The 21,338-nt window shown below is 40.3% G+C and carries 16 protein-coding genes; 15 read left to right on the plus strand and 1 reads right to left on the minus strand.

The genetic code is table 11. The features are described from left to right. Window positions 1-14 precede the first annotated feature (14 nt). The 11 genes from IEU71_RS01270 to deoD all read left to right on the plus strand — a co-directional run bounded on the left by IEU71_RS01270 (window position 15) and on the right by deoD (window position 15,603). Window positions 15-707, plus strand: coding sequence for a response regulator (locus IEU71_RS01270; RefSeq protein WP_004914247.1), 693 nt, complete (start codon window positions 15-17; stop codon window positions 705-707). Next, a complete protein-coding gene (locus IEU71_RS01275) occupies window positions 704-1,816 on the plus strand; it encodes a sensor histidine kinase (RefSeq protein WP_036067037.1) in 1,113 nt (370 codons plus the stop codon). The genes IEU71_RS01270 and IEU71_RS01275 overlap by 4 nt, the downstream gene beginning before the upstream one ends. Beyond that, entirely contained in the window at window positions 1,797-3,101 is a 1,305-nt protein-coding gene (locus IEU71_RS01280) for a D-alanyl-D-alanine carboxypeptidase family protein (protein ID WP_004914243.1), read from the plus strand. Before IEU71_RS01275 ends, IEU71_RS01280 begins: the two co-directional genes overlap by 20 nt. A 132-nt stretch (window positions 3,102-3,233) precedes the next feature. Beyond that, window positions 3,234-3,935 carry a glucosamine-6-phosphate deaminase gene (locus IEU71_RS01285; RefSeq protein WP_004914241.1) on the plus strand — a complete coding sequence of 234 codons (702 nt, stop codon included), beginning with the start codon at window positions 3,234-3,236 and terminating at the stop codon, window positions 3,933-3,935. Between the two features lie 49 nt (window positions 3,936-3,984). Then, complete coding sequence (locus tag IEU71_RS01290) at window positions 3,985-5,337, plus strand: glucose-6-phosphate isomerase (RefSeq protein ID WP_004914239.1); 1,353 nt, start codon at window positions 3,985-3,987, stop codon at window positions 5,335-5,337. Between the two features lie 210 nt (window positions 5,338-5,547). After that, complete coding sequence (locus IEU71_RS01295) at window positions 5,548-9,978, plus strand: KxYKxGKxW signal peptide domain-containing protein (RefSeq protein ID WP_036086329.1); 4,431 nt, start codon at window positions 5,548-5,550, stop codon at window positions 9,976-9,978. Window positions 9,979-10,449: 471 nt separating this feature from the next. Beyond that, window positions 10,450-11,802 (plus strand): L-fucose:H+ symporter permease, encoded by a 1,353-nt coding sequence (gene fucP, locus IEU71_RS01300; RefSeq protein WP_004914226.1) that lies wholly within the window; start codon window positions 10,450-10,452, stop codon window positions 11,800-11,802. Then, a complete protein-coding gene (locus tag IEU71_RS01305; RefSeq protein ID WP_036067036.1) occupies window positions 11,765-12,784 on the plus strand; it encodes a DUF4432 family protein in 1,020 nt (339 codons plus the stop codon). The genes fucP and IEU71_RS01305 overlap by 38 nt, the downstream gene beginning before the upstream one ends. Window position 12,785: 1 nt before the next feature. Then, entirely contained in the window at window positions 12,786-13,712 is a 927-nt protein-coding gene (rbsK, locus tag IEU71_RS01310) for a ribokinase (protein WP_036068433.1), read from the plus strand. Beyond that, the gene (locus IEU71_RS01315; protein WP_004914219.1) at window positions 13,709-14,899 is read left to right on the plus strand and encodes a phosphopentomutase; all 1,191 of its coding nucleotides are present in this window, start codon (window positions 13,709-13,711) and stop codon (window positions 14,897-14,899) included. Before rbsK ends, IEU71_RS01315 begins: the two co-directional genes overlap by 4 nt. Next, window positions 14,896-15,603 carry a purine-nucleoside phosphorylase gene (gene deoD, locus IEU71_RS01320; protein ID WP_004914216.1) on the plus strand — a complete coding sequence of 236 codons (708 nt, stop codon included), beginning with the start codon at window positions 14,896-14,898 and terminating at the stop codon, window positions 15,601-15,603. The genes IEU71_RS01315 and deoD overlap by 4 nt, the downstream gene beginning before the upstream one ends. A gap of 32 nt (window positions 15,604-15,635) precedes the next feature. Here the strand turns inward: deoD and IEU71_RS01325 are convergent, their stop codons facing one another. Beyond that, a complete protein-coding gene (locus IEU71_RS01325; RefSeq protein WP_004911497.1) occupies window positions 15,636-16,253 on the minus strand; it encodes a GntR family transcriptional regulator in 618 nt (205 codons plus the stop codon). Window positions 16,254-16,452: 199 nt separating this feature from the next. Here IEU71_RS01325 and IEU71_RS01330 point away from each other — a divergent pair, with 199 nt between their 5' ends. The 4 genes from IEU71_RS01330 (at window position 16,453) to IEU71_RS01345 (ending at window position 21,183) form a co-directional block, all read left to right on the plus strand. Next, window positions 16,453-17,649: a quaternary amine ABC transporter ATP-binding protein gene (locus tag IEU71_RS01330; RefSeq protein WP_004911495.1), complete on the plus strand. Its 1,197-nt coding sequence runs from the start codon at window positions 16,453-16,455 to the stop codon at window positions 17,647-17,649. Next, on the plus strand, window positions 17,636-19,357 hold the full coding sequence (locus IEU71_RS01335) for an ABC transporter permease/substrate binding protein (RefSeq protein ID WP_004911492.1): 1,722 nt from the start codon (window positions 17,636-17,638) through the stop codon (window positions 19,355-19,357). Before IEU71_RS01330 ends, IEU71_RS01335 begins: the two co-directional genes overlap by 14 nt. 292 nt (window positions 19,358-19,649) lie before the next feature. Beyond that, entirely contained in the window at window positions 19,650-19,949 is a 300-nt protein-coding gene (locus IEU71_RS01340) for a hypothetical protein (RefSeq protein WP_004911489.1), read from the plus strand. After that, window positions 19,933-21,183 carry a glycosyltransferase family 2 protein gene (locus IEU71_RS01345; RefSeq protein ID WP_004911486.1) on the plus strand — a complete coding sequence of 417 codons (1,251 nt, stop codon included), beginning with the start codon at window positions 19,933-19,935 and terminating at the stop codon, window positions 21,181-21,183. Before IEU71_RS01340 ends, IEU71_RS01345 begins: the two co-directional genes overlap by 17 nt. The last annotated feature ends 155 nt before the right edge of the window (window positions 21,184-21,338 follow it).

Raw genomic sequence — 21,338 nt, forward strand, 5'->3', positions numbered from 1 at the left:
AAGGAAATTGAACCATGAAAATTCTAGTCGTTGATGATGATCTTGAAATTGCAGAGCTGTTAGAAATTTATTTAAAAAATGAAGGCTATGATCCAATTATGGCCAGCGATGGTAAAGAGGCAATGTCAAAGCTGAATACAAACCCAGACATTGCATTGATGATTTTAGATGTCATGATGCCAAATATGAATGGTCTAGAAGTTGTCAAAGCAGTACGAAAAGATAGTCGTATTCCGATTTTGATGCTGTCAGCTAAGTCAGGCGACATGGACAAAATTCAGGGCTTGATCACAGGCGCTGACGATTATGTTACCAAACCATTCAATCCGCTGGAAGTAATGGCGCGCGTTAGGTCACTCTTGCGTCGAGCTGAAAATGCCGTACAAGATCAAACACCCGACGTATTAGACATTGGATCACTTGTTATCAATAAAGACAGCCATGAAGTCAAAACATCAGATGGTGATTTGGTCAATTTGACAGCATTGGAATTTGGTATTTTGTACTTGCTAGCTTCTCATCCTAATCGTGTTTTCTCGGCTGATGATATTTTTGAGCGTGTTTGGCAACAAGAATCGGTTGTGTCTGCAAAAACAGTTATGGTGCACGTTTCTCATTTACGTGACAAAATTGAAGAAGCAACTAATGGTGACCAAGTCATCCAAACAGTTTGGGGTGTTGGCTATAAAATTGAAGTGAACCAATGAAAAAAATAGCGATATTTTTTAAGCATAATCGCACAAAAAATTATTATATCATCGTTACGCTACTGTTGCTTTGCCTATATAGTTGGACAACTATGACAGGTTTTGATGTTTTAGCACAGCGAGTTAATAGATTTTCCAGTAATACTTGGCAGATACTGGAATTTTTTGTATTTGTACTAGGCAATTTTGCGATTATTATCGTTCAATATGTTAAATGGCGACGAGATGAAAGTTTGTTGCGATTAATTAGGGAATTACGACAAATATCTGCAGATAATGCGGATATGACTATTGATTGGCATGCTACTTATGCGCCTAAAACACAAGCGTTGATTGATGTTTCTAACACAATTGCGACTAACACGCGACGTATTCGAGAAGAAGAACGTGCCAGTGAACGTTCTAAAGATGAAATGATTACTAATATTTCACATGATTTGCGTACGCCATTAACAGCGATTATTGGTTACCTAGGATTGGTAGAAATGGGTGACAATCTTAGCGACGATAACCGCAAAAAGTATATTCATACGGCTTATGATAAATCCAATCAAATGAAAGTGTTGGTTGAGGATCTATTTGAATTTTCAAAGACACAGGCTCAGGACGCGTCTTTGAATCTGACATCATTAAGTTTAAGCGATTTGTTTGGTCAATTATTAGCGAGCTACGAACTTGAGGCACAGGAAAAAAATATTAAGTTGACGCAATTAACCAATCCAGAGATGATTGTGATTGAAGCTGATTCTGATAAGTTAGCGCGGGTGTTGATGAATCTGATTACGAATGCTTTTAAGTATGGTGATGGGGCCACTTTTATTAAGTTAACAGCTCAAGTACGAGATGAAAATGTTGAGATTCGTGTGATTAACGACGGGGCTAAAATTCCGGGGGATGCGCTAGACGATATTTTTGACCGTTTTTATCGTGTAGAAAGTTCTCGTAATAGTAAAACAGGGGGAACGGGGCTTGGCCTCGCAATTGTTAAAGGTATTGTGACACAACATCACGGTGTTGTGTCTGCCGAATCGGATGATGATTTAACAACTTTTGTCATCAGTCTCCCACTCAAACAAAAGGGAGTGAGTTATGAAAAGATACAAAACTAAGTTAATAGTCGCGGGCGTGATTGTCCTAATAATTGGTTTGATTATTGGACTATCGACAAATAAAAAGGATGTTTCAAAGCCAACTAATGTCAAGCACGTGACTGATAAACCAATCAATTTGAGTGTTGATGCCACTTCAGCGGTTGTGATTGACGCAAAAACTGGACAAATACTTGGTGTCAAAAATGCTGATAAGCAGGTGCCAATTGCTTCACAAACTAAAATGTTGACTGCTTATGGTGTGCTACAAGGCATTAAGTCCGGCAAAATTAAATGGACAACCAAAGTGCCCATTACCAGTAAATCAGATTTATCTGATCAGGACAGCCATCTTTTTTCCCATATTGCCGTGAAAGCTGGTGACAAATTATCTGTCAAAGAATTATATGACGTTATGTTTGCTAATTCTGCTAATGATGCCGCATTTGCACTAGGTGAATTTATGACACCTAAAGGCAAAACAACTCAGCAAGCATTGCAAATGTGGGCAAAATCATTACATTTGACCGGCTCACAGTGGTATAATTCTGCGGGGCAAGTCAATGGGGATGCCTTTGAAAATCAAATTAAGAGTGCTTCAAAGACAGCTGCCAACCATGCGACTGCAAAACAATTAGCGATGATTGCTAAAGCTGATTTAGAGTTGGATCCCACTCTAAGAAAATTGTCTGAAAAAATGACTATTTCATACCATTTAACTGCCTCTTATGTGGTGACAGACAAAACTGATTACTGGCAGCTAATGACACAAACAATGCCAAAGCTGTCTAATCCAAACAAACTGATAATTGAAGGGCTAAAAACCGGATCAACACCTGAATCTGGCGCAGCATTCACAGGCATTATCAAAGACCAAAATGGACATGTATTTATTACGGTTGTCAATGGTGCCGGTGATTATATGGATGAAAAGACACGCTTTCAGGCCACGTTGGATGTAGTCAATGAGGTGTTAGCCAAAAAGCAAGGGCATACATTCACAAGTAATCAAACAATACAAAAGTTAAATTTTCAAGCACTAAAGAAGACTGAAGTTCCGGTCAAATTGGCGGAAACTAAAACTTTTTGGACAAACAAAAAGACACAACTTAAATTATCGAATTTGAGTGTTGACACTAAGCTTGCCAAACTAAATAAAAATCAAAAGATTGGGCATATTAGTCCAGCTTTAGACGCACAATATTTGCCTTATACTTCAAAAACAGACAAACAATTAACTGTAAAATCTGGTGTTAAAGGCACGCAAGCTAACTGGTTTGTGAGACTTTGGCGGAATCTGTTTTAATATACAATCGATCGAAAGATCGATTTTTTTGTGAACTGATCCAACCATAACCTTGTTATTCCATTAAAATAATGCTATTATATTGGTATAGACCAAAGCGGTATAGACCAATTAAAGAATGGAGACCACATCATGAATATTATCAAAGTAAAAAACGCTGACGAAGGGGCTCAAAAGGCATTTGAAATTTATCAGAATGTGATTAAAAGTGGCGCAAAAGTGTTAGGCTTGGCAACAGGTTCCTCACCAATTGCGTTGTACGATCGTTTATCAGCAAGTGATTTGGACTTTTCAAATATGACATCAGTCAACTTGGATGAATATTTGGGACTAGACGGTGATAATGACCAAAGTTATCGTTATTTTATGAATCAACATCTCTTTAATCAAAAGCCTTTCAAGCATTCTTACGTTCCAGATGGTAAAAGTGATGACCACGAAGCTGCCGCCAAAGCGTATGATCAAATTATTGCGGAAAATCCAATTGACCTACAATTATTAGGCATTGGTCGTAATGGGCATATTGGTTTCAATGAGCCAGGGACATCATTTGACTCAACCACGCATATTGTTGATTTAACGCAATCTACAATTGATGCAAATGCACGCTTTTTTGAAAAAGAATCTGACGTGCCAACGCAAGCTATTTCAATGGGTATTGCGTCAGTCATGTCAGCTAAACAGATTCTTTTGGTAGCCTATGGTGACAGCAAAGCCGATGCGATTGCAGCAACAGTAAATGGACCAGTATCTGAAACCGTGCCAGCTTCTGTTCTACAAAATCACGAAAATGTTACAATCATTGTTGATGAAGCAGCTGCGTCAAAGTTGTGATAAAATAATAGTGAAAACGATTTCATAATATTAATAATAGGAGCGAATAATGGCACACATTACATTTGACACAAAGAACATTGAGAATTTTTTCGCACCACATGAATTGGACGAGATGCAACCGTTAATTACGATGGCTGACCAACAATTGCGCAATCGTACGGGCGCTGGTGCGGAATATTCTGATTGGTTGACTCTACCTACTGATTACGACAAGGACGAATTTGCACGTATTCAAAAGGTGGCCAAACAAATTCAATCTGATTCAAAAATTTTGGTTGTCATTGGCATTGGTGGTTCATATTTGGGCGCAAAAATGGCAGTTGATTTCTTGAATCCAATGTTTAATAATGAATTGGCGGATGATCAACGTCAAGGTGTTAAAATTTATTTCGCAGGAAACTCAACTTCTGCAGCTTACTTGAATGATTTGGTTCGTGTCATTGGTGATCAAGACTTTTCTGTCAACGTTATCTCAAAGTCTGGTACAACAACAGAACCATCAATTGCTTTCCGCGTATTTAAGCAATTGCTTGAGAAAAAGTACGGTTCTGATGCTGCTAAGAAGCGCATTTACGCAACAACAGATGCTAATCGTGGTGCTCTGCATGATGAAGCTGCGGCTTCAGGTTATGAAACATTTACAATTCCTGACGGTGTTGGTGGTCGTTTCTCTGTTTTGACAGCCGTTGGTTTGTTGCCAATTGCTGCTTCAGGTGCTGATATCCAAAAATTGATGGATGGCGCTTGTGATGCGCAAAACGAATATACTGATTCTGATTTGAAAAAGAATGAGGCATATAAGTATGCTGCCGTTCGTCGTATTTTGTATGATAAGGGTTATACAACAGAATTGTTGATTAACTGGGAACCTTCAATGCAATATTTGTCAGAGTGGTGGAAGCAATTGATGGGTGAGTCTGAAGGTAAAAACCAAAAGGGTATCTACCCATCTTCAGCTAACTTCTCAACCGACTTGCACTCACTTGGACAATATATTCAAGAAGGACGCCGTGACTTGTTTGAGACCGTGGTTAAGTTAGATAATCCTGTATCTAATTTGGATCTACCACATGAAGAAGGCAACAATGATGGTTTGCAATATTTGGAAGGTATCACGATTGATGAAGTGAACACAAAGGCTTCTCAAGGTGTTACTTTGGCTCACGTTGACGGTGGTGTACCTAATTTGGCTGTCCACTTGCCAGCACAAGACGCTTACTCATTGGGTTACATGATTTACTTCTTTGAAATGGCTGTTGGTGCTTCTGGTTATACATTTGGCATTAACCCATTTAATCAACCTGGTGTCGAAGCTTATAAGACAGCGATGTTTGCGCTATTGGGCAAGCCTGGCTATGAAGAAGCCACAAAAGCATTCCGTGCGCGCTTAGATAAATAAAGTTGTGTTGATTTAATATTTTAGAAAGGCCAAAACAATGTGTTAATTGTTTTGGTCTTTTTTTGTTCAAATTTATTAAATTTTGTTCAAATGTGCTTATATGTGTTATTAAAACGATAAATATGAACAAATATTGACTTTTTTGTGAATAAATGATATTATTACACTGGTTACAATTTGTAAGTTGAGTTAAAAATGGGGAATAAAAATATGAGTAAGCAAGAGCATAATTTTACAGCAACGCCAACCGTTAAATTTAAGATGTATAAGGCAAAAAAGCAATGGGTAATGGCCGCGTTGGCCTTTATGACTGGTGCTGCAATTATGGTTGATCACGCCACAGTTAGCGCAGATACAATAGACGCACAGGCTGTTACGCAAGTTACAGACAATACTCAGCAATCAGATATTTCGGACACAAACACTAATTCTGTTGTTAGTCATGTGAATGTTTTAACAAGTGAAAGCGCAAATGCTGCTGACACATCTGTATCAACTAATGTTCAGACTGATTCAGATAATAGTTTGGTTGACAATAGTCAGAACCAGACCGCACAAAATACTCAGCAAAGTATTAATACTGTCAGCAATCAAGACAACTCGTCAACAGTCAGCACGTCTACAACAAGTGAGCCAACAAAAGTTGATTCGCTTGACGATAATAATTTGAAGTCACAATATAGTGATGACATGAAAGCATCAAATATAGACTATGTTAATGATGTTGTATCATCAGAGACTACGGTAAATGACTTGAGCGAGGTTCCTGATGGGAATCAGTCAACGACGCGTGTGTACTATACAGAGACGCAGAAACTTAACCCACCAAAGGGATATATTAGTGGCACATTACCAGGATCTGCTGGTAGTATGAAGGCACATGTCGAGTTTGATCCACAGGTTGACAACATCACAATGACTGCCTTGACTGATAATGGCTACTTAAATATTGAAGATTCAGATGGGGAATGGGTACATTTAGACCCAGCTACTTTTAAAGTTCAAGTACCGACTGGAACTTTGAAGGTAAATGTACAAAAAATGACGGCTGATGATATACAGAAATTAATTACTGAATTAGCCAATAACACAAAAATTAGCTATCAAGGTACAATGTATGATGCTGAAGTAAATGCCGATAGTAATGGTCATCGCTTTATGCTATTTAAAGATAGCAATCACAATGTTTTGAAAATATCCGCATTAACGGGCACTAATGTTCCAAGTGAAAAAAATGAAATAACAGTTGCTGTTGATATCGCCGATTCTTTACAGGTTGGTCAGCAACTAAATATGGATACAATGTTTGCGCTTGGTACTAACTTGTATGGCAATCAGGTTTCATATACGACTACTTACACCTATAAGACTGTTACCAGTGAACAAATCGTTACTGGAAATATTGTGCCAAAGGATCCAGCAGGTAATCCAGTAGGACCAGAGACACCATACGGCCCAGTAGCACCAGGGACAACAATTGACACACCGTATGGCCCAGTTGAAGTACCAGCAAATGGTGGCGATATTACAGTTACAGTAGCCACGGGCACGCCAGGGATTGCGGTTTATGAAAAAGTAGCTGTCGACGTCCCAGAACACATTGAACTGCCAGCAGAGACTGAACCAGGGATTGCGGTCTATGAAAAAGCAGCTGTCGACGTCCCAGAACATGTTGAATTGCCAGCAGAGACTGAACCAGGAATTGCAGTCTATGAAAAAGCAGCTGTCGACGTCCCAGAACACGTGGAATTGCCAGCAGAATCCGAACCAGGGCTTGCGGTTTATGAAAAGGTAGCCGTGGATGTCCCAGAAGCACAAGGTTCAGCCGTAGATGTGCCAGAATACGTAGTAGCTGGAAACATTGTGCCAAAAGATCCAGCAGGCAATCCAGTAGGACCAGAGATACCATACGGCCCAGTTAAGCCAGGGACAACAGTTGACACACCATATGGCCCAGCTGAAGTACCAGCAAATGGTGGCGATATTACAGTTACAGTGGCCACGAGCACGCCAGGAATTGCGGTTTATGAAAAAGTAGCCGTAGACGTCCCAGAACACGTGGAATTGCCATCAGAGACTGAACCAGGAGTTGCAGTCTATGAAAAAGTAGCCGTAGATGTCCCAGAACACATTGAACTGCCAGCAGAGACTGAACCAGGAATTGCAGTCTATGAAAAAGTAGCTGTCGATGTCCCGGAACACATTGAATTACTATCAGAGACTGAACCAGGGATTGCGGTCTATGAAAAAGTAGCTGTCGACGTCCCAGAACACATTGAATTGCCAGCTGAAACTGAACCAGGAATTGCGGTCTATGAAAAGGTAGCCGTGGACATACCGGAACATGTTGCATTACCATCAGAGACTGAACCAGGGATTGCAGTCTATGAAAAGGTAGCTGTAGACGTCCCAGAACACGTTGAATTGCCAGCAGAATCCGAACCAGGGCTTGCGGTCTATGAAAAGATAGCCGTGGACATACCGGAACATGTTGAACTGCCATCAGAGACTGAACCAGGAATTGCAGTTTATGAAAAGGTAGCCGTGGACGTCCCAGAACATGTTGCATTACCAGCAGAAAACGAACCAGGAATTGCGGTCTATGAAAAAGTAGCTGTCGATGTCCCCGAAGCACAAGGTTCAGCCGTGGACGTCCCAGAATATGTAGTAGCTGGCAATATCGTACCTCAAGATGAGCATGGTAACCCAGTAGGACCAGAAATTCCATATGGCCCAGTTAAGCCAGGGACAACGGTTGACACACCGTATGGCCCAGTTGAAGTACCAACTAATGGTGGTGATGTTGTGATTCAAATCAAGACACCAGCAGTCGATGTCCCCGAAGCACAAGGTTCAGCCGTGGACGTGCCAGAGTATGTAGTAGCTGGCAACATTGTGCCCAAAGATCCAGCAGGAAACCCAGTAGGACCAGAGATACCATACGGACCAGTAGCTCCTAAGACACCAATTGACACACCATATGGTCCAGTGGTTGTCCCGGAGACAGGTGGCGATGTGGTAGTAACAATCAAGACAGCCGTCGATGTCCCAGAACATGTGGAATTGCCAGCAGAAAACGAACCAGGTATTGCAGCCTATGAAAAGGTAGCTGTAGACGTCCCAGAACACGTTGAATTACCAGCAGAAAACGAACCAGGGCTTGCGGTTTATGAAAAGGTAGCCGTGGACATACCGGAACATGTTGCATTACCATCAGAGACTGAACCAGGTATTGCAGTCTATGAAAAGGTAGCTGTAGACGTCCCAGAACACGTTGAATTGCCAGCAGAAAACGAACCAGGGCTTGCGGTTTATGAAAAGGTAGCCGTGGACATACCGGAACATGTTGAACTGCCAGCAGAAACTGAACTAGGAATTGCGGTCTATGAAAAGATAGCCGTAGACGTCCCAGAACACATTGAATTACCATCAGAGACTGAACCAGGAATTGCGGTCTATGAAAAGACAGCCGTGGGCGTCCCAGAACATGTTGAACTGCCAGCTGAAACTGAACCAGGAATTGCGGTCTATGAAAAGACAGCCGTGGGCGTCCCAGAACACATTGAATTGCCAGCAGAAAACGAACCAGGAGTTGCAGTCTATGAAAAAGTAGCCGTGGACATACCGGAACATGTTGCATTACCATCAGAAAACGAACCAGGAATTGCAGTCTATGAAAAGGTAGCTGCCGATGTTCCAGAAGCGCAAGGTTCAGCCGTAGATATGCCAGAATACGTAGTAGCTGGCAACATTGTGCCAAAAGATCCAGCAGGAAATCCAGTAGGACCAGAGATGCCATACGGACCAGTTAAGCCAGGGACAACAATTGACACACCATACGGCCCAGTAATTGTCCCAGAGACAGGTGGCGATGTGGTTGTGACAATCAAGACAGCCGTAGACGTCCCAGAACACGTTGCATTGCCAGCAGAAAATGAACCAGGGATTGCGGTCTATGAAAAGGTAGCCGTAGACGTGCCAGAGTATGTAGTGGCAGGAAATATCGTACCTCAAGATGAGAATGGTAACTCTGTCGGGCCCAAAATTCCATATGGTCCACTTGAACCCAATTCTGGAATTGTGACGCCACATGGTATCGAGACGCCAGGCATTATCATTAACACACCGTATGGCCCAGTTGAAGTACCAGCAAATGGTGGGGATATTGTCGTTACGGTCGCTTCAGAAGTACCAGGGATTGCGGTCTATGAAAAGACAGCCGTAGACGTGCCAGAGTATGTAGTAGCTGGCAACATTGTGCCAGAAGATGAAAATGGTAATCCTGTTGGTCCAGAAATACCATACGGTCCAGTAGCACCGGGTACTACAATTGATACACCCTATGGTCCGGTCATTGTACCAGACGCAGGTGGTGATGTTGCCATTGTCGTAAAAGTTGAGGAAAAGAAAAAATCCCCAATCGACGACATAAAAGAGAACAAAGATAATGATGTTGTGCTACCTGTTGCTAATCCTAGTAATGATGGTCAGCAAATCAATAGTGATCATAGTGAAAGCACAGACAAGCAATTACCAAAAACGAGTGCATCACAAAATAACGGCCATGTTGTAATAAGTGGCTTGATTTTGACAAGTTTGCTAGGCTTGTTAACACTCTTGAAAAGAAAAAATAACAACTAATACAATAAATGAGTTGAAAAGACAGATTTAGTTTATGATGAACTAAATCTGTCTTTTTTAAAATCTATAATTTGCTGAAAAACGAACGTTTAAAAATATAAGTTGAAAATTGTTCAAAAATAAAGAAGAATTTTTCTATGATAATGTGAATTAATGTACAAAGCCGTCTTAATAGAGATGTGTCTTTTTTTAATGTCAATATTTGGGTGTGCCAATCGTTTATTAACAAGATAATATAATGATACTGAAAGGGTTAATAAGTTAGATATCATCGTTATTATTCCCGTAAATATGAGGAAATGAACAATAGCATGTCAACACTTTGTGAAAAAAATATTCTATCATGACCGGCTCGTCGGGAACATCAGTGCGATGAATTACGAACAAATGTTTGTGAAGACGATTATTGTCATTGTACGCTCTCAAAAGGTCAACTATGCTATGTAAATAGTGACATTGGAGGAGAAAATAATGACAATATTTAAAACAAAAGCAGTTGTTCAGGCAGATGGCTACCTGAATAAAACACCACCTTTTCAGTTTATTTTACTATCACTCATGTTTCCATTATGGGGTGCTGCAGCTAGTTTGAACGATATTTTAATTACGCAATTTAAAGCAGTGTTTACGCTGTCAAATGTTGCCAGCGCATTTGTACAAAGTGCATTTTACTTGGGATATTTTGTACTGGCTATTCCAGCCAGTCGCGTGATTCAAAGAACGAGTTATAAAATTTCCATTTTAATTGGACTCGGGCTGTACATGGTCGGGTCGCTATTGTTCTTTCCAGCCAGTCAAATGGGAACATATAGCGTATTTTTAATTGCAATATTTGTTTTGGCAACAGGGTTGAGTTTTTTGGAAACTAGCGCCAATACCTATTCTAGTTTGTTAGGTCCTAAGCAACACGCCACTCTGAGACTCAATATTTCGCAAACATTTTATCCTGTGGGATCGATTTTAGGCATTATATTGGGAAAATATCTTATTTTTGGCAATGGAAAAAGTTTGGCGCAACAGATGGCAGGAATGAACGCCAGCGAGAAACTCTCATTTGGGCACAAAGCTTTGGCACATACATTATTGCCTTATCAATGCTTGCTGGTGGTGTTAGGTGTTGCTTTTATCATCTTGGTTTTGACACAATACCCAAAGAAAAGGCAGCAATCACTAACTGTTGGACAACCAAATGCAAAGCTTCTGGACACACTCAAGTATTTATGGCAAAACAAGCCTTTTAAACAAGGCATTTTGGTTGAATTTTTCTATGTTGGTATGCAAACAGCGGTTTGGAGCTTTACAATTCGACTTGCTTTGACGTTGAATAGTCATTTTAATGAACGATATGCTAGTAATTTTATGATTTATGCCTATGTTGCTTTCTTTGTTGGTAAATTTATTGCCAACTTGTTAATACCAAAATTTGGTGCGGTTCATGTTCTACTGTCGTATGGTGTGATGGGTATTGTAGCGTTGCTCTACGTCACATTGGTACATGATGTTTCAGCATTATATGCCTTAGTGCTAGTGAGTGGCTTGTTTGGACCGGGTTGGGCAACTATTTATTCGGAAACGATTAATACGGTTCAGGTGCCAATTCATTGTGAAACAGCCGGTGCTATTTTGGTTATGAGTATTGTTGGTGGTGCGATTTTGCCACTGATACAAGGTGCTGTCGCTGATATGACGGATATGTCTACTAGTTTCAGCATTGATTTAATCGCTTTTGCCGTTGTCGCTTGGTTTGCCAAGACAATGGTACAGCAAGAAAGAGAGGCGCAACAGAATGACACAAAGAATCAATTTGCCGGAGAAATTATTTGACCAAGAACCTTATAACATTTATCAAGATGAGCATTTTACGGTGACGACCATGCAATATGATACAGGCGTTGCCGGCTTGAAAATTAGTAATAATCGTGGCTACATTATGATACTACCTTTTCAAGGTTTCATGATTTGGGATGCCGTTTTTGATCAATTGTCTCTGAAAATGACATCAGCGTTTGATAAACCATACTCAGGAACGCAGGTGACCGATACGTATGGCATGTTTCAATTTACATCTGGTGTTTTAGCTAGTGGTACGCCTAGTGAGACAGATACTCACTCATTGCATGGCGAATATCCTATGACCAAACTTGATCATATTTATTTAGAAATTGACCAAGATAATATCATAATTGGCGGCGAGTACGAGTATGTAAAAGGATTTGGATATCATTATCGAACCCATAATACTGTTATCATGCACGCAGGTTCAGCATTGATAGATATTGGATTAAAAGTGACTAATCTCAGCAACTATCAAACAATGCCTTTGCAATATTTGAATCATCTTAATTATTGCTATGTGGATGGCGCAATGATGACAGCTAACATACCAGAGAATGCACTGACATTAAGACAATCAATCCCGTCCCATGTCAAACCGACAGCCAGCTGGCGGGCATTTAATCAAGCGTTACAAGCAAGTGGTGAAGTCATTGAGGTGCTAGATAATGGTAGTCGTTTTGACCCGGAAATTGTATACATGTCAACAGATTTGCGTCCGTTAGTTGACCGAGCTGTTTTTAAAATGTCACTACCAAATGGACCGACATTTGTTACGTCATTTAACACAAAAGAATTACCGTTTGTTACGAGGTGGTTGTTAAATAATCCTGATCAACAAGTAGCGGCATTTGCCATTCCGGGTACTAGTCACCCTGATGGGTATAACGCTGCTAGTCAAGCAGGTACTTTGATTCATCTTGCGGCTGGTAAAACACAGTCATTTACGGTTACGACTGGAATTGGAGAATAATATGGTAAAAGATATTGATGTATTAGTCATTGGGTCAAATGTAATGGATTTAATCAGCTATGTTGAGCGTTTACCGCATAAAGGCGAGACAGTTGAAGCACCAAGCTTTGAGATGGGATTTGGCGGTAAAGGTGCCAACCAAGCAGTAGCAGCCAGTCGATTGGGCGCTCGGGTTGCAATGCTAACGTGTGTTGGCAATGATGGCTTTGGCGTAAAAACACGTGCCAATTTTGTGGCCAATCATATTGACATCAGTGGTGTATTAACAGGAAATCAGAGCAACGGCGTGGCACCAATTTTTGTCGAAAGTAACGGTGACAACCGTATCTTGATTGTGCAGGGTGCAAACACTGAACTCACACCAGAAGTATTGTTGGATAAAATCGACTTGATAAAACAAGCAAAGGTTATTGTGCTGCAACAAGAGATACCCATGCCAACTAATATTAAGGCCATTCATTTGGCAAAAAAATATAATATTCCAATTATTTATAACCCTGCACCGGCGCACAAATTACCGTTAGACGTTTTGCAAATGGTTGATTATCTGATTCCTAATGAATCTGAGCTTACTGCTATTACCAATATGCCAGTGTCAACAGTTCAGGAAACCAAATCTGCGGCGCGACGTTTGTTGTCATTTGGCGTGGCAAATGTCATTGTGACAATGGGCGAACGTGGTGCGCTTTGGATGACGGCAGGCCAGAAAGAAACACTAGTTGATGGTCAAAATGTTAATGCCATTGATACCACCGGTGCAGGTGATGCGTTTGTCGGTGCGTTTGCACATTATTTTGCTCAAGGTCAGTCACTTGATGCAGCAATTGCTCAAGCTAATGCCTATGCTGCGCTGTCTGTCATGGCGCGTGGTACGCAAAAATCTTATCCCAATATATGCAGTCACGTGACAAAGGAGGTTCAAGCATGAAGCCTTTTAAACGGATTATGGTCATTGTTTTGGATTCGGTGGGTGCTGGCGCGGCACCTGATGCAGCTACCTTTAATGATGTTGGCGCTGACACGATCGGGCATGTTGCGCAAGTGTATCATGGTCGGTTGCATTTGCCACATTTACAAGCAATGGGACTAGCTAATTTACACAAAGGCGGTCTGCAAGGTGTTGCTGTTGAGAGTCGGCCAATTGGTGATTTTGGGACTATGCAAGAAATATCAGCAGGCAAAGATAGCATGGATGGTCATTGGGAAATGATGGGCCTACCGGTTAAGCAACCCTTAGCAACATTTCCAAATGGCTTTCCAGATGAGCTGGTAAGCAAAATTTCTGAATTTGCAAATCGGAAAATTTTGTTGAATCAACCCTATTCGGGGACAGAAGCGCTAAAGGACTATGGTGAAGAACAGATGGTAACTGGCGGACTGATTGTCTACACATCTGGAGATTCGGTGTTACAAATTGCAGCGCATGAAAACGTTGTGCCAGTAACTGAACTATATCGAATTTGTGAGTATGCACGTACATTAGTTAATCAGCCACCCTATCAAATGGGACGGGTAATCGCTAGACCGTTTGTGGGTCATGATGCGAGTGATTTTAAGCGTACGGCCAATCGGCGTGATTTTTCTCTGAAGCCCACTGGCAATACCGTATTGACAAGGTTACAAAAAATGAGTGTACCAGTGATTGGTATTGGTAAAGTTCAGGATATTTTTTCCGGTGAGGGAATTGATACGACTTATCATAATGACAGCAATGATAATGGCATGGTCCACTTGCTGCATGTGATGGAGACTACACCAAAGGGTTTTGTGTTTACTAATTTAGTCGATTTTGATGCTATGTATGGTCATCGCAGGGATCCAATTGGTTTCGGACGTGCTTTAATGACATTTGATCAAGAGCTTGGTGATGTGTTAGGTAAGATGAATCACGATGATCTCATCATGGTTACAGCTGATCATGGCAATGACCCGACTTTTCATGGTACTGATCATACACGTGAAGTGGTACCATTGTTGAGCTATTCACCAAGACTGATTAAATGCGGGAAAACGTTAGGCAGACGCCGAACATTTGCTGACCTTGGGGCAACAATTTTAGATAATTTTGGTGGGCAACTAGACAATGGGACAAGTTTTTTAGGAGAATTACAATGAGTACACATATTGATGCAAAACAAGGTGACATTGCAGAAGTCGTATTATTACCGGGCGATCCTTTACGGGCAAAGTTTATCGCTGAAAACCTTTTGTCGGATGTCACCCAATACAACACGGTTCGTAACATGTTTGGATATACAGGGACTTATCAAGGCGTGCGGGTTAGTGTGCAAGGTTCTGGCATGGGAATTCCGTCATTATCAATTTATGCCACAGAGCTTATTCAAGATTTTGGTGTCAAAAAAATAATTCGTGTTGGCACAGCTGGTGGTTTATTACCTGAGTTAGAAATTGGGGATGTCTTGATAGCCGAAGGGGCCTCAACAGATTCCAATGTCTTACAAGCCACTTTTGGACAATCAATTGCTTTTGCACCTTTAGCTAATTTTGATTTGTTGTGTCAAGCGCATCAATCTGCTAAACAACTTAATATTCCTGTGCGTGTTGGTAATATTTTTGCTGCTGATCGCTTCTATAATGATGAAATTGATAATCATAAATTGGCGCAGTACGGTGTTATGGCTGTCGAAATGGAGTCAGCTGGTTTATTCTTGATTGGCGCTAAATATCATGTTCAAACGCTCAGTATTTTGACAGTGAGTGACAATTTAGTGACTCAAAAATACGCTGATGCTAAAATGCGCGAGACTGCATTTCAGGATATGATGCGCTTGGCTCTGTCAACAGCTGTGGTCGCGTAAAAAAACGATTTGATCGACATCAAATCGTTTTTTTATTGATAGAAGAAATGTTGGACGGCTTGGTAACTGGTATCATTACCAACGAAATATAGCGTGTCACCGGTTTCAATGACGGCGTACGGACCGGGTGAAACGATGAGATCTTCATTGTGCAAAATGCCAATGACGGTGGCACCGGTATTTTGCCACAGATTTAAATTACCAATTGATTGGTTTAACTTTGCGCTTGGTTGCTCTAACACTAATTCATAGGGTGTGAGTGGATTGTGCTGTTGGACACGTTGTGTTTGTTCAAATAATGTTGATAATGCGCCTGACAAATTGTCTAGTGCAGATTTTTGCTCATCAATGAGATCATTGATTTGAACATGAATATTTTGAATGTTAGTCGTTTCTGCTGCCTGATTCAAAAATGACTTGGCTTTTTCCCGTGACAAAATTTCGACACCACTACCATGAACGGCACGCACAATATCCAAATCTGACAAGACATTAATTGCTTTACGAGCTGTTTCCGCAGACACGCCAAATGTAGTTGATAGCGTCGAGCGCGCATGGAGTTTAGTACCAACACGGTATTCATTATTAACAATTTTTTCTGCAATAAGAAAAGCAATTTTTCGGTAACGCGGTTCTCTGATTTTTGGCATTTTATATTATCCTAATAATTAAAAATTTGACACAAGTGGCAATCTGTGTAAAAATATAAGTTGTCACTTGAAGTAACAACCTAATAAATGCAATGGGTTGTCACTTTATTTTATAGTTAAATTCGAAAAGAATCAAGGAGGAATGTGGCGCATGCAGTGGTATTTTATCTCAATCACTGTGTGATGTGCATGCTAAAAAATGTCTAAAGTAGAAATTAAACATTTAACCAAGATTTTTGGTAAGCGCCCTAAAGCGGCACTCAAAATGGTTAAGCAAAACAAAAGCAAAAATGAAATTGTCGAAAAGACAGGGAGTACAGTTGGTGTTTATGACATCAACATGTCAATTGAAGAGGGCGAAATATTTGTCATCATGGGGCTTTCCGGATCAGGAAAGTCAACGCTGATTCGCTTGTTAAACCGGTTAATTGAACCGACAGATGGCCAACTATTCATTGATGGTCAAGAAATTACTAATTTGACAAAAAAACAAATGTTATCAATTCGTCGCAAAAAGATGAGCATGGTTTTCCAAAACTTTGGTCTATTTCCACACCGTACACTACTGGAAAATACAGAGTTTGGATTAGAAATTCAAGGTGTGCCAAAAGCGCAACGTCGTCAACGTGCGGAACAGGCGTTGGATAATGCACAATTATTATCATTTAAGGATCAGTATCCTAACCAGTTATCTGGTGGTATGCAACAACGTGTCGGTTTAGCACGTGCGCTGACCAATGATCCTGACATTTTGTTGATGGATGAAGCTTTCTCGGCATTAGATCCACTAGTGCGTGGTCAAATGCAGGACGAATTATTGGATTTGCAGGCGAATGTTCAAAAAACAATTATTTTCATCACGCACGACTTGAACGAAGCGTTGCGCATTGGTGACCATATTGCCATCATGAAAGATGGTCAGTTACAACAGGTTGGCACTGGAGAAGAAATTTTGACTAATCCTGCCAACGACTATGTTAAAACTTTCGTTGGTGATGTTGACCGTACTAAGGTTTTGACGGCTGATAGTATTATGATTCCGGCATTGACCTCTAATATTTCAGTTGATGGTCCAACTGTTGCGCTTCGTAAGATGTCTGCTGAAGAAGTCTCTGGTGTTGTGGCGGTTAACCGCCACCGTCAATTTGTCGGTTATTTGTCATCTGAAGCAGCGGTTTCAGCTCGACGTGAAAAATTGCCACTGGCTGATGTTGTTGTTGAAATGCCGACTGTCAAGCCAGATACATTGATATCTGATATCATGCCGATTATTTATGATGCCCAAACACCAGTGGCTATTATTGATGATGATAATCGTTTGAGAGGGGTTATCATTCGTGGTGCTGTGCTTAAGGCGTTAGCAGATACGGAGGGAGACAGTGATGACAACGCATAATCTGATAAATATTCCAAAACTGCCACTTGAAGATTGGGTTAGTGGGTTCGTTTCATGGTTAACGACCGATTTGTCTGGCTTTTTCAACGCAATTCAGCAAGGCGGTCAAGCAATTATGGACACCATCACAAGTGCGCTGATGGCGGTGCCGATGCCATTGATGATTATTGGTATCACAGCGTTAGCATTTGCAATGACCACTAAAAAATATGGTTTTCCCATTTTTGCTGCTTTGGGTTTAATGTTAATTGCCAACCAAGGACTTTGGTCTGATTTGATGAATACAGTGACATTGGTATTGATGGCATCAGTTGTGTCATTAATTATTGGTGTTCCTTTAGGTATTTTAATGGCCAAATCGCCAAAAACGGCTGCTGTTGTACAGCCAATTTTGGACTTTATGCAAACAATGCCTGGCTTTGTTTACTTAATTCCGGCCGTTGCTTTCTTCGGTATTGGTGTCGTACCAGGCGTTTTTGCCTCAATTATTTTCGCCTTACCGCCAATGGTTCGTATGACTAACTTAGGTATTCGTCAAGTACCAGTTGATTTAGTTGAAGCAGCAGACTCGTTTGGTTCAACAACGTGGCAAAAGCTGATTAAGTTAGAGTTACCAAATGCCAAAAATACAATTCTGGCTGGAGCTAACCAAACGATTATGTTAGCCTTATCAATGGTTGTAACAGCTTCTATGATTGGTGCGCCTGGACTTGGTCGTGGAGTTTTGTCGGCGGTGCAACACGCTGATGTTGGTTCTGGTTTTGTGAATGGATTAGGACTAGTTATTTTAGCCATCATTATTGATCGATTCGCACAAAAGTTCAATACAAAACCCGGACAAAAAGCGCCACTCAAGCCATGGCGTCGTTGGACAATTGTCGTTGCTTTGCTCGCTATCGTTGCTGGTGGTACAGTTAATGCCATGACAACTAGTCAAACGACTGGTCAAAAAATTAACATTGGTTACGTCGAATGGGATTCTGAAGTGGCTTCATCAAATGTTCTGGCTGAATCACTTCGTCAGCATGGTTATGATGTTACTTTGACACCATTAGATAATGCTGTTTTATGGCAATCATTGGCAAATAATCAAGTTGATGTTTCTGTGTCCGCATGGCTACCAAACACCCACAAAGCCCTTTATCAAAAATATAAAAACGATGTGACACTTTTGGGACCAAACCTAAAAGGTGTCAAAACCGGCTTAGTGGTGCCGGATTATATGTCAGCAAACTCAATTAGTGATTTAACCACGCAAGCTAATAAAACAATCACTGGTATTGAACCCGGAGCAGGAGAAATGGCAACTGCTGAGAAGACGCTGAAGGCTTATCCGAACCTTTCGGGTTGGAATTTGTCATCATCATCATCTGGTGCTATGGTGTCTGCTTTGGCGAAAGCCTATAAAAATAAACAAGATATTGTCGTAACAGGGTGGTCACCACACTGGATGTTTGGTAAGTATCACTTAAAGTATTTGGCAGATCCTAAAAACACTTTTGGCTCTTCAGAAACAATTAATACTATTGTTAGTAAAAAGCTCAAATCATCAGATCCAAAAGCTTATCAAGTATTAGACAAATTCCATTGGACGAAAGATGACATGGAATCAGTCATGTTAGAAATTCAAAATGGTAAATCTCCTAAACAGGCGGCGGCTGATTGGATTAAAAAACACAAAAAGTTAGTTGATAGTTGGTATCAATAATTATCATCGACAATTTAAAAAGTTTGACCGATTGTATCAGGCAATTGGTCAAACTTTTTTTGTGATGATAGTAGCACCTAAACATTGCTAACGATATCAAATGAAAAATAATCATACAATTCATAATTAATTCTCTTCTCTTCACGATTTCTTAGCATTCATGTCGCAAGTAGCGCAAATTCAATTGGTATCATTGTGTTATCAGACACACAAACAAGCCTAAAGTTGGTGACATATTGTTCTTGTAAGAATAATATATTGCCACATTTGACAAGAATCTGGAGAAATTAAGATGCAACAAAATAATAAACAAAAAATAAGAAAACGCTTAACGATTGGTGCAATCATCATGAGTGCTGTGGTATGGATATTATTTGTCATATTTGCTCATCATTCGTATGTGATGTTATCTGAAGGCTTTATCAATAGTGTTGGGTTTCCGTTCCATCCTAATATGAATACTGTGGCATTAATCCGACAAGTTATTCTGGTAGCGACTGCAGTGACATTATTGTATACGGCGTTGATGACCTTTAGTCACAATCTTGCAGTTAAGAAAGTGAGCGCTACAAAAAATGTTACTAACAATTGAAATCATTTTAATCTTATTAGCGATTTATCCTGTTTTAGGGGCACTCAAATGGTCGTGTGGCTTACTCTTTTATTTAATTTTGAGTAAGAGAAATCATGAATTTCCAAAACAAAATCACGATTTAGATGAAGTTTTTGCTGTGATTCCAGCCTATAATGAAGAAAAAACCTTACTAACAACGATTCAGTCAGTCAAAAATCAAGGGTTGGATAACGACCATATTATGGTTATTGACGATAACAGTAGTGATGAAACGGTCAAAATTGCCACAATGGCAGGTGTTAGAGTATACACGAAAGACCAAAACAAGGGAAAAGCTGATAGTTTAAATTATGCGATTAAATTAATTGATGAATTAGCTGACCCAAACAAAACTGCTTATTTGCTCTCAATTGATGCTGATACGATTCTGCAGGCTAATGGTGTGCAGCGATTATTAGACTATTTTTACGGGCATAATTATGGCGGCGTGACAGCTAATATGGATGTTGCCAATCGTGAAAATGCTTTAGCAAAGTCTCAAGTTGTCGAATTTAGTTCCATAGTTGGTATTATCAAACGTGCTCAGGTCGCCATGACGGGCACAATGTACGCTTATTCCGGCGCAACGACATTGTATGCAATGGCTGCTTTAAAAGAGGTTGGTGGTTTCAGAGAAGATCGCGCGACGGAAGACATTAGTATAGCGTTTGATCACTCTTTGAATGGCTATGATGCTGGTTTCGCCCCAGATGTTAAATTTTATATGAATGTGCCAACAACATTGAGAGATTTATACCGTCAACGGAAACGTTGGGCAAAGGGTGGCATTGAAGTGTTATTCACTAATCTATTGACTTCATTTAAGCGTCCTAAAGTTATTATGATGTTATTTGATCAATTTTTAACGATTGCTTGGTCGTTTTCATGGCTAATTATGTCAATTTATTTAGCCTATCGATTAGTTACAGAATTTTTGAGCGGGGATTTTTATGCCTTGGGTGGCACCATTGGTATTTCGTTGATTGTCATGACCTTACAAATTGTTGTGGGTACTGTGCAAATATTTATTGCGCTACTAGTTGATGATAATGGTAGTAAGTTGAATTACTTCATGTTTGCGCCATTATACCTATTGTTTTATTGGATTGTAAATCCTTTGACAATTATTACACAGTTCATACCCGCGTTGTTGTCGGTTTACGCTGGCATGGGTAAGGGGACGTGGCAGTCTCCTGAAAGAAGCGTTGATTAAAGCAATATTGCAGTCCAAAAAATAGCGACATCATGTCACTATTTTTTTTAATGGTGTTGAATTTTTTTATAAAATTCCGTGATATATTACAACGTTTAGGTATATATGTTACAATATAAGTATCATACTAATTATAAAAGTAATCATTTTTATTC

Origin of the sequence: Leuconostoc falkenbergense, from assembly GCF_014634805.1 — a bacterium.
GTDB classification, from domain to species: domain Bacteria; phylum Bacillota; class Bacilli; order Lactobacillales; family Lactobacillaceae; genus Leuconostoc; species Leuconostoc falkenbergense.

Bases quoted from the DNA above. Each gene is read 5' to 3' on its own strand.
- IEU71_RS01285 (WP_004914241.1), top strand. From the start codon at position 3,234: ATGAATATTATCAAAGTAAAAAACGCTGACGAAGGGGCTCAAAAGGCA.
- deoD (WP_004914216.1), top strand. From the start codon at position 14,896: ATGAGTACACATATTGATGCAAAACAAGGTGACATTGCAGAAGTCGTA.
- IEU71_RS01270 (WP_004914247.1), top strand. From the start codon at position 15: ATGAAAATTCTAGTCGTTGATGATGATCTTGAAATTGCAGAGCTGTTA.
- IEU71_RS01295 (WP_036086329.1), top strand. From the start codon at position 5,548: ATGAGTAAGCAAGAGCATAATTTTACAGCAACGCCAACCGTTAAATTT.
- fucP (WP_004914226.1), top strand. From the start codon at position 10,450: ATGACAATATTTAAAACAAAAGCAGTTGTTCAGGCAGATGGCTACCTG.
- IEU71_RS01340 (WP_004911489.1), top strand. From the start codon at position 19,650: ATGCAACAAAATAATAAACAAAAAATAAGAAAACGCTTAACGATTGGT.
- IEU71_RS01280 (WP_004914243.1), top strand. From the start codon at position 1,797: ATGAAAAGATACAAAACTAAGTTAATAGTCGCGGGCGTGATTGTCCTA.
- IEU71_RS01275 (WP_036067037.1), top strand. From the start codon at position 704: ATGAAAAAAATAGCGATATTTTTTAAGCATAATCGCACAAAAAATTAT.
- IEU71_RS01325 (WP_004911497.1), bottom strand. From the start codon at position 16,253: ATGCCAAAAATCAGAGAACCGCGTTACCGAAAAATTGCTTTTCTTATT.
- IEU71_RS01345 (WP_004911486.1), top strand. From the start codon at position 19,933: ATGTTACTAACAATTGAAATCATTTTAATCTTATTAGCGATTTATCCT.
- IEU71_RS01305 (WP_036067036.1), top strand. From the start codon at position 11,765: ATGACACAAAGAATCAATTTGCCGGAGAAATTATTTGACCAAGAACCT.
- IEU71_RS01335 (WP_004911492.1), top strand. From the start codon at position 17,636: ATGACAACGCATAATCTGATAAATATTCCAAAACTGCCACTTGAAGAT.
- rbsK (WP_036068433.1), top strand. From the start codon at position 12,786: ATGGTAAAAGATATTGATGTATTAGTCATTGGGTCAAATGTAATGGAT.
- IEU71_RS01290 (WP_004914239.1), top strand. From the start codon at position 3,985: ATGGCACACATTACATTTGACACAAAGAACATTGAGAATTTTTTCGCA.
- IEU71_RS01330 (WP_004911495.1), top strand. From the start codon at position 16,453: ATGTCTAAAGTAGAAATTAAACATTTAACCAAGATTTTTGGTAAGCGC.
- IEU71_RS01315 (WP_004914219.1), top strand. From the start codon at position 13,709: ATGAAGCCTTTTAAACGGATTATGGTCATTGTTTTGGATTCGGTGGGT.